Origin of the sequence: Rhodopirellula sp. P2, assembly GCF_028768465.1 — a bacterium.
GTDB lineage: Bacteria > Planctomycetota > Planctomycetia > Pirellulales > Pirellulaceae > Rhodopirellula.
This window is the reverse complement of the sequence record NZ_CP118225.1, coordinates 4,115,361-4,128,781: the sequence shown is the minus strand read 5'-3', so window position 1 is coordinate 4,128,781 and position 13,421 is coordinate 4,115,361. Positions and strand designations below refer to the sequence as shown.

At 56.6% G+C, this 13,421-nt stretch carries 12 protein-coding genes; 5 read left to right on the top strand and 7 right to left on the bottom strand.

Translation table 11 applies throughout. From position 1 onward, the window contains the following. Positions 1-365 precede the first annotated feature (365 nt). Positions 366-2,132: a ShlB/FhaC/HecB family hemolysin secretion/activation protein gene (locus PSR62_RS14560; RefSeq protein WP_274403723.1), complete on the top strand. Its 1,767-nt coding sequence runs from the start codon at positions 366-368 to the stop codon at positions 2,130-2,132. A gap of 131 nt (positions 2,133-2,263) precedes the next feature. Here PSR62_RS14560 and PSR62_RS14555 read toward each other — a convergent pair whose 3' ends face one another. Further along, positions 2,264-3,442 carry a sensor histidine kinase gene (locus tag PSR62_RS14555; protein ID WP_274403722.1) on the bottom strand — a complete coding sequence of 393 codons (1,179 nt, stop codon included), beginning with the start codon at positions 3,440-3,442 and terminating at the stop codon, positions 2,264-2,266. A gap of 185 nt (positions 3,443-3,627) precedes the next feature. Between PSR62_RS14555 and PSR62_RS14550 the strand changes: the two genes are divergently transcribed. Beyond that, positions 3,628-3,984: a BON domain-containing protein gene (locus PSR62_RS14550; RefSeq protein ID WP_274403721.1), complete on the top strand. Its 357-nt coding sequence runs from the start codon at positions 3,628-3,630 to the stop codon at positions 3,982-3,984. Positions 3,985-4,019: 35 nt separating this feature from the next. Here the strand turns inward: PSR62_RS14550 and PSR62_RS14545 are convergent, their stop codons facing one another. The 4 genes from PSR62_RS14545 to PSR62_RS14530 form a co-directional block, all read right to left on the bottom strand. After that, positions 4,020-4,748: a response regulator gene (locus tag PSR62_RS14545; RefSeq protein ID WP_274403720.1), complete on the bottom strand. Its 729-nt coding sequence runs from the start codon at positions 4,746-4,748 to the stop codon at positions 4,020-4,022. Continuing rightward, the gene (locus PSR62_RS14540) at positions 4,745-5,884 is read right to left on the bottom strand and encodes a two-component system sensor histidine kinase NtrB (protein ID WP_338020199.1); all 1,140 of its coding nucleotides are present in this window, start codon (positions 5,882-5,884) and stop codon (positions 4,745-4,747) included. The genes PSR62_RS14545 and PSR62_RS14540 overlap by 4 nt, the downstream gene beginning before the upstream one ends. Then, on the bottom strand, positions 5,877-7,364 hold the full coding sequence (locus tag PSR62_RS14535; protein WP_274403718.1) for an ATP-binding protein: 1,488 nt from the start codon (positions 7,362-7,364) through the stop codon (positions 5,877-5,879). The genes PSR62_RS14540 and PSR62_RS14535 overlap by 8 nt, the downstream gene beginning before the upstream one ends. A gap of 439 nt (positions 7,365-7,803) precedes the next feature. Then, positions 7,804-8,061, bottom strand: coding sequence for a DUF4404 family protein (locus tag PSR62_RS14530; RefSeq protein ID WP_274403717.1), 258 nt, complete (start codon positions 8,059-8,061; stop codon positions 7,804-7,806). A gap of 460 nt (positions 8,062-8,521) precedes the next feature. Here PSR62_RS14530 and PSR62_RS14525 point away from each other — a divergent pair, with 460 nt between their 5' ends. After that, a complete protein-coding gene (locus PSR62_RS14525) occupies positions 8,522-9,991 on the top strand; it encodes a sigma-54-dependent transcriptional regulator (protein ID WP_274403716.1) in 1,470 nt (489 codons plus the stop codon). Positions 9,992-10,210: 219 nt separating this feature from the next. Here the strand turns inward: PSR62_RS14525 and PSR62_RS14520 are convergent, their stop codons facing one another. Then, positions 10,211-10,477, bottom strand: a complete 267-nt coding sequence (locus PSR62_RS14520; protein WP_274403715.1) for a hypothetical protein — start codon at positions 10,475-10,477, stop codon at positions 10,211-10,213. Between the two features lie 263 nt (positions 10,478-10,740). Between PSR62_RS14520 and PSR62_RS14515 the strand changes: the two genes are divergently transcribed. Together PSR62_RS14515 and PSR62_RS14510 are read left to right on the top strand one after the other, a co-directional pair. After that, complete coding sequence (locus PSR62_RS14515; RefSeq protein ID WP_274403714.1) at positions 10,741-11,784, top strand: dihydroorotate dehydrogenase-like protein; 1,044 nt, start codon at positions 10,741-10,743, stop codon at positions 11,782-11,784. A 12-nt stretch (positions 11,785-11,796) separates the two neighbouring features. Continuing rightward, entirely contained in the window at positions 11,797-12,780 is a 984-nt protein-coding gene (locus tag PSR62_RS14510; protein ID WP_274403713.1) for a helix-hairpin-helix domain-containing protein, read from the top strand. Positions 12,781-12,833: 53 nt separating this feature from the next. Here the strand turns inward: PSR62_RS14510 and PSR62_RS14505 are convergent, their stop codons facing one another. Next, complete coding sequence (locus PSR62_RS14505) at positions 12,834-13,421, bottom strand: hypothetical protein (RefSeq protein ID WP_274403712.1); 588 nt, start codon at positions 13,419-13,421, stop codon at positions 12,834-12,836.

Sequence of the window (13,421 nt, the reverse complement as noted above, 5' to 3'; positions counted from 1 at the left end):
ATTTGGTGCCCCGAGACTCTCTTGCCCCGAGAATCTCCTCGCAACTCTTACCGATGTTTCATGTTTGTCAGTGAGGGACTCTATTCTTGTTAAGGAAAGCCGGATCGATCCCCGGTCTGTGCCGCTCGTAACGATGAAGGGCCTCCACCACGAATTTCTTGAGTGAAGCGGCTGCCGTTGGAATGGACCGATCCACTACAATCGTCACGTTACCCACCTGGGCACCGTGGTTTTGAATCCCTCTCACACCGCACAAGAGTTCACCTGGAACGGCTGTCGATCGTGTTTGATGAATGCGGAGGACTTTGGCACGAAGGATCGTGCTTCAAGGGATGTCTTCTGCGGGGCAATTCAGGGATGGTGTGATGAAACGTACAATGGTGCGGGTCGCGATTGCGATCGGCGTGGTCGGTTTGATGTGCATGTGGAGTGAGAGCACGCTCCAAGCACAAAACTACGAGGCTTACAAACCGCTCGAACTGCCCCTGCGGCCCGGCGCAATCCCCAAGGTCGACGCCAAGGCTGACTTGCCCGCCCCGGTCGAAGATGACCGTGTGTTGGTGCGAGAGCTGGAAGCGGTGGTGCTCGTCGACCACGACGATAAACTCGATCAGTCCTCGGCGATCGACTCGCTGACCGGAATCCATTACGACTTCGACGAGTCCGATTCACTTGTTTACAAGCAAGCGATCCGGGAAATCGTTCAGCAAGCGATTGGAAAACCGATCACGCTGCGACGAATCAACGAACTGTCCCGTGACATCATCAAGCACTACCAGCGTTGCAAACAACCGATTGTGGACGTGGTGATCCCCGAGCAACGCATCACGGGAGGAACACTGTATCTGGTCGTGACCGAAACTCGGATTGGTCGCGTGATGGTTCGCGGCGGTCAACACTTTGACTGCCAACCGACTTCACGATGGATCGCCCAAACGCGTCGCGGCAATCGACTGTATGAGCCGCACATTGAAAACGACCTGTTCTGGCTGAACCAAAACCCGTTCCGCCGGGTCAGCGTGGACTTCGAGAAGGGAACGTCCGCTGGAACCACCGATGTGCTCTATGAAATCGAAGACATGTGTCCCCTGCGTGGTTACATGGGCGTGGATGACAGCGGTGTATCGACGCTGAATTACGGTCGGTTCTTCGCTGGTTTCCAATACGGCAACTTCCTGGGCCGCGGTGGCATTCTCGGCTATCAATTCACGACCGACGAGGAGTTCACACTGCTGCGTGCTCACTCCGTCAGCCTGGATCAACCGCTCAGCCGAGACCATTCCCTGCAAACGTACGGCAGTTGGGCAGGTGTGACGCCGACAATGGGAGGAGGCTTCGCTCAGGATGGCGAGAGCTATCAATTCGGCGGGCAACTGATTCAGCATCTCAGCCGAGATCGCTTCCACAGTCGAAACCTCAGTGCGGGATTCGACTTCAAGTCAACGAACAACAACTTGGAATTTGCTGGCACCCAAGTCAGTGATTCTGTCGCCGATCTGTTCCAACTGCGATTTGGTTACGACAGCTTCGAGCGAATTGACTTGGATCAATACCGATTGTTTCGGGCCGATGTGTTCATCGGTCCGGGAGGTGGTATGACTGGAAGTCACTCTGCAGCTGCCTTCAATACGATTCGCCCCGGTGCCTCACCGGACTATGTGTATGGAAGGATGCGATACGAACGCAGCGATGTTGTGCGTGACGACTGGATGTTGACGTCGCGACTGACCGGGCAGGCATCTTCCGAGCGACTGCTGTTCAGTGAGACGCTGGGTTTGGGTGGCTACGACACCATTCGTGGCGTCGACAGCCGAGCGTACAACGCGGATCACGGCTGGATCGCGAACTTCGAATTTGGCCCCAAGACCTATCGTTGCGGCACGACCGAATCCCCCAAGACCCTGCGTGGCTACGGCTTCGTCGACATGGGGAATGGCTATGTCGACCATCCGATGGCTGGAGAAGACGCCTACACGTTCGCGTTGAGCACCGGCGTGGGGATGCGGTTCCAAGTCAGCGATCGCCTCATCGCGCGATTCGACTACGGTTTTGGAATCGAAGAGATTGAGGGGGCGGGGCGAAACGACCGCGCCCACTTTGGATTGACTTGGATTCCTGGCCGCCGACTCTAGGCGTCATTGGCAGCCGGCCGGCTCCGTTTGGAAAGCGTTGCCTGCCCTCCATGTTCACTCATGGCGGGCCTCACGCTCGTCGGGCACCACCACGCGTGGGATGGACTGCTTCCTCGCCCAGCATCCGTCCCTCACCTTGGCAAGATGATTTGAACGACGGTCCCGCCATCGGGATGGTTGGCAGCCTCCATCGTTCCTCCATGAGCTTTGACGATTCGTCGGCAGACAGAAAGTCCCAGCCCCGCGCCTCGTTGCTTGGTTGTGAAGAAGGGTTCGAACATCCGATGCTGAACTTCTTCGGTGAGGCCACTGCCATGATCGCGGACACGCAACAGAATCGGAGACGTCTCGCTCGACTTCCAATCCGCCGAGAGCGTTTCGGCTGGAGGTGAGCAATCGCATCGGAAGTCGATTTGTCCGCCGGGTGGACTGGCATGGATCGCGTTCTCAAGGACGCGACGCAGGACCTCGCCGATACGATTGGCGTCCAACTGGACCGAACAATCCGAGTCCCATTCGCAGTCCTCGCTCGACTCCAGACATCGGCCGTGCCGGACATCGACCGCAAGCCTCACGGGGGACCGTTCATCCGAAATGGACGGCACCAGCTCGTCAAATTTGGCTTGGCAAAGCAAGACAGGATTCACCCGCGACCGTTTGAGGACAATGGGTGCCGCGTAACGCTTGACTTCTTCATGGTTCCGGTGCAAGTCATTCAGGGCGGTTTTGATCTGATCGGTCAACTCCAGCAGTTCGCCTTGATGCGTGAGATCCAGACGCAACAGATCCAAGCACGATTGGGCGCGTTGCAACGCATTGCTGGATTCGTGCGCCAGTCCAGTGGCCATCTGCAACACGGCCGCCAGTCGCTCGCCCTCGATCAAGTGATCCACCCCGGAGGGACCTCCCTCGGCACCCTCCTCACCGGTGGGATCGCGATAGACATCGACCAAGTTGAGCCAGCGAGTTTCACCCCAATCGGAGGTCAGTGGGTACTGGGTGGTTTGGGCAAGAAAACTGGAACCATCGCGGCGGCGGCCTCGACCGAGGATTGGCTGACGACGTTCCGAATCGCTCGATTGTGCCAAGCGGCACGAAGTGTGTGACGCATCGTCACTGGTGATTTCCATCTCCAGAATCAAATCAATTTTTTGACTGACCAATTCTTTTTCTTTGTACCCAAACCACGACTCGGCCACGTGGTTGATTGCTTCGATGATTCCACGCGTATTTGACAAGATGATGGCGGCAGTGGACGCCTCCATCATCACCCTAGCTAAGTGATTGTGCCGCAATGGATCGATTTTCATGTGCATTTCTGTTTCCGCCCAAAAGTTGGTACTCGGCCGGAGGAAGTGCAATGCAGACGGAGTGCCATCGGGTGACTGACCTCGGCTGCATTGTTCACGAATTCTCGGCACGAGGTTCGCTCATCGACCTCACGGAGCCTTTTCAGCTCCCGAACCCCTCAACTGTGCACACACGGAAAGTTCCAATGCAGGCGATTCCATCGATTGACGAAACGTCGTTCTCTTCAGATTCACCAGCGGTTCGTCCAACATCCATCGCCATCCGGGATGAGGCCGAAAAGTTCAACGCTGAAATGCGGCGCGTCGGTCACGGCGAGTTGCGGGACATTCGGGTCGACGTCAGCGACCAAGGGGTTGTGTTGCAGGGACGTGTCTCGTCGTTCTATCTCAAACAACTCGCTCAGGAGGCCGTTCGGCCGTTGTCACGAAGCTTGCGCATCCGCAACCAGATCGATGTGACCGGAAAGAAACCGCTCGCTAGGAATCGCTTGCCCATCGCAAAACGCATCCCCCTGGAATCCCCGCCACACGATTTCGAGTGAATCAGGCGAGGCGTTGAAAACCGAAGAATGAGCTTTTATGAGCTGCGGTTGTCGATCTTGCTCATCAAGACATCCATGTCCAAGGGCTTGAAACAGACCTCGTCCAACCCGCGAGCCTTCAAGCCGTCGAGGATACCGTCGGCTGCATCGCGGTGCCCCGTGATCAGGATCGTTTGAATGTTCGGATTGACCTCCAGGACTCGCTGCAGGACCTCACAACCATCGGTCTGTCCGTTGCACAGGCTGAGGTCGACCACCGCGATCTGGTAGTCAGCTCCCATCGCTTTCTGGACGCCATCTTCTTTGTTGTGCGCTAAACAAACTCGGTACGATCGCTCACGCAAAATGTGCCACATCGTTTGACAAAACTCGGGGTCATCGTCAACGACCAGCACAATCGGTGAATTCGAGATTTGCTCGACCAACGGAAGCAATTCCTTCAGATCAACGGGCTTGCGAAGCACCTGTTGAATCCCGCTGTCACGGGCTCGCTGAGCACCATCGCCGTGAGCGTAAGCGGTCACCATGATCGCGGCAATTTCCGGGCGAAGCTGAACCATCTGGTGATGCAGTGTGGCTCCGTCCATGCCAGGCATCGAGTAATCCAGCAAGGCCACGTCGTAGGGATTGGACTCAACCAACTGCAACGCCGAGGGTCCATCGTGCGCGACGTCGGTCTGGTACCCCAGATCGTCGAGAATGTCCTTGATGTTCGCGCAGATGTCCTCGTCATCGTCCACGATCAACACTCGTTTCGCTGTCACTGGTTCTGCTCCGCGATCGGGATGGAGATTTGAAACGTGGTTCCCTGGTTGGGTTCCGATTCCAATTCCATCGTGCAACGGTTCTTTTCGAGGATGGCGGTGGTGATGGCCATGCCCAGGCCCATCCCGCGAGCCTTGGTCGAAAAGAACGGTTCTGCGATTCGATGCACCACCTCCGGCGACATTCCCAGGCCATCGTCTTGCACAGTGACGACCACTTGTGATTCCAAGAGGCGGGCCGACAACTTGAGTGCGCCGCCCTCGTTCATCGCGTCCCGAGCGTTGCGAATCAGATTCTTGAACACGATGGGCAACTGTTTTTCATCCGCCCACACGTTCGGCAAGTCCGCCGGAACGTCTTGCGTGACAATGATGTTTCGCGGCAATTTGCAATCCCGCAGGATTGCCACCAGCATTTCGGCGACATCCAGCGGTCTCGATTGTGGATCGGGCAAACGAGCCAGGTCCGACAACGCCGTGACCGCGTTGTTGATGCTCGAGACTTGCCGATCGATTCGATTCAGATGCTCCTCGGTCTTCGCTGGTGACGGCGTTTTCGCGTTGAGCAAATAGTAAGCGGACGTTTTGATCGCGTTGAGTGGGTTGCGAATCTCGTGAGCGATCCCCCCTGAAATCCGGCCGAGCGTGGCAAACTTCTCCTTTTCGACCAACTCGGATTGAGCCTTCTGTAGCTCGGCGGCTTGGTCTTGGACGCGTTGATCGAGTGTCGCGTTGAGTTGCTTCAGTTCCGCTTCCACCGCTTTCAAATCGCTGATGTCACGCAAAATCCCACAGAAGAGTTTTCGCTCTTTGGCTTCCACTTCGCTCACCGCCAGATGCAACGGGAACAGACTGCCGTCTTTTCGCTGACCGGTCACTTCACGGCCGATGCCGATGATGTGTCGTTCGCCAGTTTCCTGATAACGACCGAGGTAGCCATCGTGCTGTTCATGATAGGGCGATGGCATCAACATCTTCACATTCTGACCGAGCATTTCCCCCGAACGAAATCCGAACATCCGCTCCGTCGCAAGATTGACGGACTCGATCCTGCCCCGCTGGTCAATGATGATGATCGCATCGACCGCTGTTCGTAACACCGAGGCCAGGACGGCCAGTTGTTCGACATCATGCATTGCTTGATTCCCGTGATCCGGTGCAGTCATCTTCCAGTGTCAATTCGTGCTTTCCGAGACGGATGAGGAACCGTGCCCCGCACTGCGTCGGCTGGGCGATTCGGATCATCCCACCATGGGCATGGACGATGCGCTGAACGATCGACATGCCCAGTCCGGTTCCTTTGACTTTGGTGGTGAAGAACGGTTCAAAAACCATTTGTTGTTGCTCGGGCGAGAGTCCGGGGCCATTGTCCTCGAAATCCAGGAACACATTGCCGCCGCCATCGCACCGGCATTGCAGGCGAATGCGAACGGGATCCTGACAAGCCGCCAGCGAGTTCTCAAATAGATTGCGAAAAACTTGTTCCATCCGCAGCACATCCACGACGACGGGGCATCCGCAATCGCACAGCGTCTCGCTCAATTCGACGTCGCGACTGACCCGCGATTTCGCCAGGTAGCTCCACACCCGTCGCCAAATTTCGGGCAGCAAGGCCGTTTCAAGGTGCAGACGAATCGGGGCCGCAAACTCACGAACCTCTTCCAGCGTCGTCCCCAGTTCATTGGATGCTCGGGCGATGGTCTCGATCTCCTCACGCATGTCCGTCTGAAGAGGCACATCGAGACGCAAAAGTTCGACGCTGGCGTTGATCCTGTGCAGCGCGTTTCGGCTTTCGTGTGCCAACCCGGCCACGGTCTGCCCAATCGCGGCGAGCCGGTGATCTCTCGCGGATGCCTCCTGAGCTTCGACCATTTCCGTCACATCGATCCCAATCGCCAGCACGGATTCGATCTCACCGTTGGCGTCCTTCAACGCCGTGTCCGACCAACGAATCTGCCGCACGCGACCGCCTTTGGTCAAAACACCGCTGCGGAAACCGGACACCTGCCTGCCGCAGACCGACTCACGAAAAACTTCGCTGGCCCGTTTCCGATCCGCCGCCGGAATGCAGTGCAGGAGATAGTCCTGATTGACCAACTGCTCGAGTTCCCAACCGGTCACGACTGAGAAATGCTTGTTGACGTGGACGACACGTCCGTCCAGATCGAGGACAACGATCAACGCCTCGGTTGTCTCCAAGATTTGATTCGCGAATCGCTGCTCACGCTGCAATTCCGCTTCGACCCGTTTGTGTTTCGCGATCCTGGCAACGCTTTGCCGGATAACATCCGGATGCACGGGTTTGAGGAGGTAGTCCGTCACACCTTGCTTGAAAGACGCGATCGTGCCTTCCATGTTCGCAAACCCGGTCACGATGATGAACTCAGCGTTGGGCAATCGCTCCGTCAAACCAGCCAGATGGTCTTCGACTTGCCCATCGGGCAATCGACGGTCCAAGATCGCCAGTTCAATCGCGGGATCGACGCCAGCATTCAGGACCTCGGCGAAGCTGCCGGCGACTCGAATTTCATGCCCATCCATCTCCAGGATGTCGATCATGTTCGCTAAAGAATCCGGATCGTCTTCAACGAGCAAGATCGTCAACTCGTCGTCCATATCCCAGAATCCGGCATGAAAACAATTTGATTGCGTCCAATTTGTCGCAAGCTGTCATCAACAGGATACAGGACGAGCTTTTCCCCTGGTACCTCCCGCACCGCGATGGATGCCCCAAAGGACCGTTAACGAACCTTGCGCACCCTTCCGCAGTGATTTCACAGTGATTTCGGCTTAGCCAAGCAGCACAAACCGTCCCCCGTGTCACCGCAGAGGTCCCCCTCCGACCACCCTCTGCAGTCCGGAAGTCGTTTTACAACGGCTTCTCATCGGTCGACACGGCGATTCACGGCTGGACTCCAGCGTCCCAGGTACCCTGAACCCGATGCGACTCGGGCAATCCGTGCACTTCACCCGAACTCATCCGAATCGCCACTTCCGCCCCTGAAACTCAACGTCGAAATGCCGCTCGAAAAGACCGCAGAAGGATGAGCCCCAATCAGATTCCCATTTGCGAAAGCATGTCGGCAAATTGACCGGCTGTTTGAGTCAACTGCGGGTGTTTGCAAGTGACGTCTTGGGTCGATCGATGAAACCGCTTGGCCAATTCGGCTGATTGAATGTCGAACCGCTCCAAGCTGTCTTGAATCTCCTCGACCGCGTTCGTGAGCTGCTGTCGTTCCGAAGAACTCAACGTGTCAAGTTCGGCCAATTGGTCATGAAGTTGCCGCAGTGTGTCTTCCAGTGCTTCTGGCATGATGCTGTCTCTGAGAAGGAAATGATTTGAAACACAACTCCCGGCGATGCACGTTTCATTCCGTCGCCAAGATCCCCGCGATGGAGCCCACACCTGTCGCGTGGTGCCCCCATCCGCACGCTGCTGTTCCCCCCGGCACAGTTGCCGCGAGCGATTGCCTCCAACAGCGACTCGATCACGGCCCCGCCCCCAGCTGCCGCGGGAAGAAGGCCGACTCTCCGGACCACTCGATGCTATGCTACGTCGCTAAGATCTGTCGGCAGAAGCACTTCCGGCCGGCCCCACTCTTGATCGTTCTCTCCAAGCGGATGACGATAGCAGGAAGAACGCCTGCCGGTCCGGTTGATCCGATCCGGCGTGCCTGAGGCTCACGATTGACACTGGCTGAGTTCAGCTGGCCGGATTCAAACACCGGTTCAACGTTCTTGCCCCCTCCATCCACTTTGCACAAGGAATCACGATGACGGAATCGCCCATCAAGCTGCTGCTGGTCGACGACGAAGAGGACTCTCGTCGATCGTCGGCAAAATGGATGACGCGAAAGGGACACACCGTGACCGATGTATCCAACGCTGCCGAAGCCCTCGGGCTGCTCGAACGCGAATCATTTGATGTGGGTGTTTTCGACATGAACATGCCTGGCATGTCCGGGTTGGAACTGCTGCAACGAATTCATCAGGAAAACATCGACATCGAGGTCATCATGCTGACCGGGCAGGGCACCGTGGAAACGGCGGTGTCGGCGATGAAGATGGGAGCCTGCGACTTTCTGAGCAAACCATGTGCACTGGGTGATTTGGAACACCATTGCTTTCGAGCCCGTGAACGCCACCAACTGAAGAAGGAAAACAAGCAGCTCAAAGCCGTCATCTCGCGTTCGCAACCGGCCGCCAAACTGATTGGGCAATCGAAATCGTTGCAAGAGGTTTCGAGACTGATTGAAAAGGTCGCACGCACGACAAAGCCCGTTTTGATTCAAGGCGAAAGCGGCACGGGCAAAGAAGTCGTCGCCAAGGCAATCCAGCAATCCAGTCACGTCGCTGACAAGCCGTTTGTCACCGTCAACTGTGCCGCGCTGCCAGAGAATCTGGTGGAGAGCGAACTGTTCGGCCATCAAAAGGGAGCCTTCACGGGGGCAACGGCCGAGAAGCCAGGGCTGTTTGAAATCGCGGACGGTGGAACCCTGTTCATCGATGAAATTGGGGAACTGCCACTTTCTTTGCAGCCCAAGTTGCTGCGAGTGCTCGAAGACGGGTCACTGCGTCGCGTGGGTTGCCACCGCCAACGCAACGTCAAGGTCCGCATCATTGCCGCGACCAATCGGGACCTGCAAACCGAAGTCAATCGCGGCAACTTCCGGGAAGATTTGTTCTACCGGATCAACGTCCTGTCGATAACGCTCCCTCCGCTGCGTGACCGAGAAGGTGACATTGATCGATTGATCGACCATTTCCTGCCACGGTCCTACCACATGGACGATGCGGCGCGGGATGCCATGAACCGCTACCCTTGGCCGGGCAACATTCGACAGCTGATCAATGTGATCGATCGAGCGACGATCTTGGCCGACGAATTCGACATCACCTTGGACGACCTCCCGTCCGAAGTGGTTGACTTCGGTCATCCGTCCGCCAAACCACTGGTGAGGTCCCCAACGGCAGCAACGCCGAACGTGGACGCAGGTCAGGAATCAACGGCTTCACCGCACCCCAGTGAGATGCTGGGCGACTCCCGCTACCAACTGGACGAGATCGCAAGAGTCCATGTCTTGAAAGTCTTGGAAGACCAAAACGGAAACAAAGCCGGGGCGGCTCGCAAACTGGGAATCCACCGTCGAAAGCTCTATCGTTTGCTGGACCGATTCAATGGTGCCCCATCAAGCAACACCGACACCGACGGCGACGAATTCGCTGGCGAACCTGTCTTTTGAGCTTAGGAAGAAGTCATACGGCGAACCGGCTCAGCCGGAGCGTGTTGGCGCCCGGTACTCGTGAACCGTGAGCTAGCGCTCAGCGGCTGATCAAACCCGATGACACCTGCGCACGTGGTTCTTTGAAAGAGCTTGTCGACGACAGCGGCTTTTCTCAGGTGCCGAACAGTCCACCCGAGTCCGCTCAACGAAATCGCGAAGCTGGGGCGACCTTGAAAATCAAAAGGACTTTCGGATCCGGTAAAATCCGTTTTTGATTTCTTCTCCAACGAGCTGAAACGCAGCCCAAACATCGTCACTGGTTTCATCCACCGCGTTCTTGAGTGGCTGGTATTGCTGGTTCAATTCTTCGAGTTTCTTGTCGAGTCGTGCCAGCTCGCTCTTGGCTTCTTCCTTGCCAAGGTGAATCTGCAGAGCCAGCTCGTCTCGTTCTTCTTTGAGGTCACCAATCATGTTGGAGATCAATCGGCGGGCAGAGGCAGGCATGGAATTCATCCTTTGAAAATGTGAGACGCGGCGTGGCGAAGTCGATTGCCGGCCGCTGTGGTTGGGTTCCAAGGCAATGACTGTGCCGTTCCCAAAACAGCCTTTCCGCACACCACTCTGCTCCAAACTTGCTCGGTGGTCTGCTCCGTAGCGTCACACTAGCGCGCCCGAGGGAGCAGAGAGGAGAAGATTCGAGATGGAACAACGTTTGCGTTGAGCTTCCTTGTCCTTGAATCTTCTCTTTCCTGCGGGGTGCCCAAGCCATGACCTGTGAACTGACGACCAAATACCTCGGGCTGGAATTGGTCTCACCCGTTGTGGTCGGTGCCTGTCCTTTGAACACACAACCGGAAACGGTGCGGCAACTCGTCGGCGCGGGTGCCGGTGCAATTGTTTTGCCTTCGATGCTTCAAGAGCAGGTCGTTCATCAACAGATGAAGTCCACCGACCCGGCAAATGCGATCCAACGCAGTGGCTACCAACCTCAGCAAGACCGGTACAACGGTGGGACGGAAGTCTACCTGCAGACCATCGAGCGTCTGAAGGAGATCTGCAACGTGCCAGTCATTGGCAGTTTGAACGGGTCTTCACCGGGACAATGGCTGCAATACGCAAAAGACATTGAATCTGCCGGGGCGGATGCACTGGAGTTCAACTTGCAGCAAGCCGTGTTCGATCCGTTGGAAACGTCCAACGATGTCGAGACACGAATGTGTGAGTTGGTGCGACAGGTTCGCGAACTGGTTTCCATTCCAGTGGCTGCCAAAATCAGTCAGCGGTACACCAACCTTTCGTCGATGACCTTTCAACTGCAAAACGTCGGCGTGTCCGGGCTGGTCTTGTTCACTCACTTGCCACAGTGGGATGTCAGCACAGACCGCATGCACTGGACGATCCACTGGGAATTGTCGCCAATCAACACACTGGGTGGCATTCTCGAGGGCATCGTGCGTGCTCGCGCCGGTGACCCAACGATTTCGATCGCTGCCAGTGGCGGGATCTCGAACGCGGAAGACTCGCTCAAATCCATGATCGCTGGCGCGGATGTGGTCATGATCACCTCGGCTGTCTATCGCGAAGGACCGGATGTGATTCGAGACATTGTGGATGGGATCGTGCGGCACCTGGAAGAAAACCAGTATCGAACGCTGCAAGCATTCCGCGACGCTTGCCCGACAGACCATGTGGGTGACGAGAAATCCGTGCGTCTGGAGTACGTCGATCCGTTGACTCGAAGCGACACCTACTTCGATCCCACCCCCGTGGTTTCGCAACAATCAGGCGATTCCTACGGTCACCCCAACTAGTGAGCCAGTGCCATGGTTGTCATTGATTCCAACGCCCCGTTGCAAGCGGCGGAGCAGATCGAGGGAATTCGCGAAAACAAGACGTTCGCGAAACAACTCTCGGAAATCGGCGATTTGCTTCAAGAGCAGCACGCCAATGAGTTTCGTGTCCGCGCCTACCACGCCGCGGCCGAAACCATCGCCGGCCTGCATTGCCCGGTCCGAGAAATCTTGGAACGCGATGGAATCATGGGCCTGGTCAACCTTCCCACCATCGGTCATTCCATTGCGGGCCTGCTCGAATCAGCGATTCAAGTCGGCCGGATTCCGCTTCTGGATCGCTTGCGTGGTCACTCCAATGCCGAGCACTTTTTTGCGACGCTTCCAGGGCTCGGGCCAGAATTGTCTCATCGCATTTACGACCATTTGCACATCGAAACCCTTTCGGAATTGCTGCTTGCTGCCAAGGACGGCCGACTGGAACACGTCCCAGGAATCGGCCGCAAACGGAGAGAAGCGATTCTGGCCAGCCTGACCCATCGCGGCGTCGCGCAGCAACCCGACTCCGTTCCGCGTTCTGAGAGTCATGTCACGGTCGACGAACTCCTCCACATTGACGGCGAGTATCGCAAACGGGTCGCAGAGGGCACCCTGACTCAAATCCATCTGGCAGGCCAAAGCTCCAGTTCCGCGATTCCTGTGTGGCACACCGAGCAAGCAGGGCGTCACTACACGGCGATGTTTTCCAACACCGCTCGAGCACAGCAGCAACACGCAACGCAGGACTGGGTCATTGTGTTTCGAGACGATGCGAACGCCCATGGACGGTGGACGATCATCACGGCTCGGTTTGGTGAACTGAGCGGATTTCGAATTGTCCTCGGGCGGGAACAGGACTGCGTTGCCTACTACCGACAACACAACGCCTACCACCAACCCAAAGCCGGTCAGACTCGTTACCCCGAACTACCGACCCAGTGGGAAGAGGACGCAGGCCGAACAGGCATTCACGGCTGACGTTTGACCAGCATGCCAATGGGAAGTGACACGGAACGAATCGCGCCGAATCCTCAATTCGTTTGCGTCTGTTGCCGCATCGCCGTGATCACTTGATGAATGATGGCCTTTTCTTTGGCCGAGACCTTTCCAAACCCCAAGTGCCCGCCCGAAGCCTTCGCGACGCTGGTCATTTGTTTTTCCGTCAACAGAATCAACCGCTGCTGAGCGACACTCGACATGCCTCGGAATCGTTCGTGCATGTATCGCTTCCACGCGTCCACGCACAATCCGGGCGGACGCACCTGCAGCCACTCATCGAGCAGAATTCCGGCAGTGGAATCTTCCTGGATTCCAATTCGTTGTGCTTCCTCGATGACTGCTTCGCGTTCCTTTTGATCGACGTTTTTTTCTGCCCACGCGACCAGCACCAGCGGGAACAATCGAAGTGCCATCAAGCCGTCGGCCGTCACACCCAACTTTCCTAATTCTTCGATGAGCTGGGGATCATGGATCCCGGTGCTACGAATCAATTCTTGACGACCGAAATCACTACCGGCTTCGTCGTGCAGTTTGCGAACAATCGCTTGTTCCAGGTTCGAAAAGTAGTGCTTCAATTCGATGGCCCGTTGCTTGGTGGGGTCGGCTTTCAAGTTCGACAT

Bases quoted from the DNA above. Each gene is read 5' to 3' on its own strand.
- PSR62_RS14560 (WP_274403723.1), top strand. From the start codon at position 366: ATGAAACGTACAATGGTGCGGGTCGCGATTGCGATCGGCGTGGTCGGT.
- PSR62_RS14555 (WP_274403722.1), bottom strand. From the start codon at position 3,442: ATGAAAATCGATCCATTGCGGCACAATCACTTAGCTAGGGTGATGATG.
- PSR62_RS14550 (WP_274403721.1), top strand. From the start codon at position 3,628: ATGCAGGCGATTCCATCGATTGACGAAACGTCGTTCTCTTCAGATTCA.
- PSR62_RS14540 (WP_338020199.1), bottom strand. From the start codon at position 5,884: ATGCATGATGTCGAACAACTGGCCGTCCTGGCCTCGGTGTTACGAACA.
- PSR62_RS14535 (WP_274403718.1), bottom strand. From the start codon at position 7,364: ATGGACGACGAGTTGACGATCTTGCTCGTTGAAGACGATCCGGATTCT.
- PSR62_RS14530 (WP_274403717.1), bottom strand. From the start codon at position 8,061: ATGCCAGAAGCACTGGAAGACACACTGCGGCAACTTCATGACCAATTG.
- PSR62_RS14525 (WP_274403716.1), top strand. From the start codon at position 8,522: ATGACGGAATCGCCCATCAAGCTGCTGCTGGTCGACGACGAAGAGGAC.
- PSR62_RS14520 (WP_274403715.1), bottom strand. From the start codon at position 10,477: ATGCCTGCCTCTGCCCGCCGATTGATCTCCAACATGATTGGTGACCTC.
- PSR62_RS14515 (WP_274403714.1), top strand. From the start codon at position 10,741: ATGACCTGTGAACTGACGACCAAATACCTCGGGCTGGAATTGGTCTCA.
- PSR62_RS14510 (WP_274403713.1), top strand. From the start codon at position 11,797: ATGGTTGTCATTGATTCCAACGCCCCGTTGCAAGCGGCGGAGCAGATC.
- PSR62_RS14505 (WP_274403712.1), bottom strand. From the start codon at position 13,421: ATGTCGAACTTGAAAGCCGACCCCACCAAGCAACGGGCCATCGAATTG.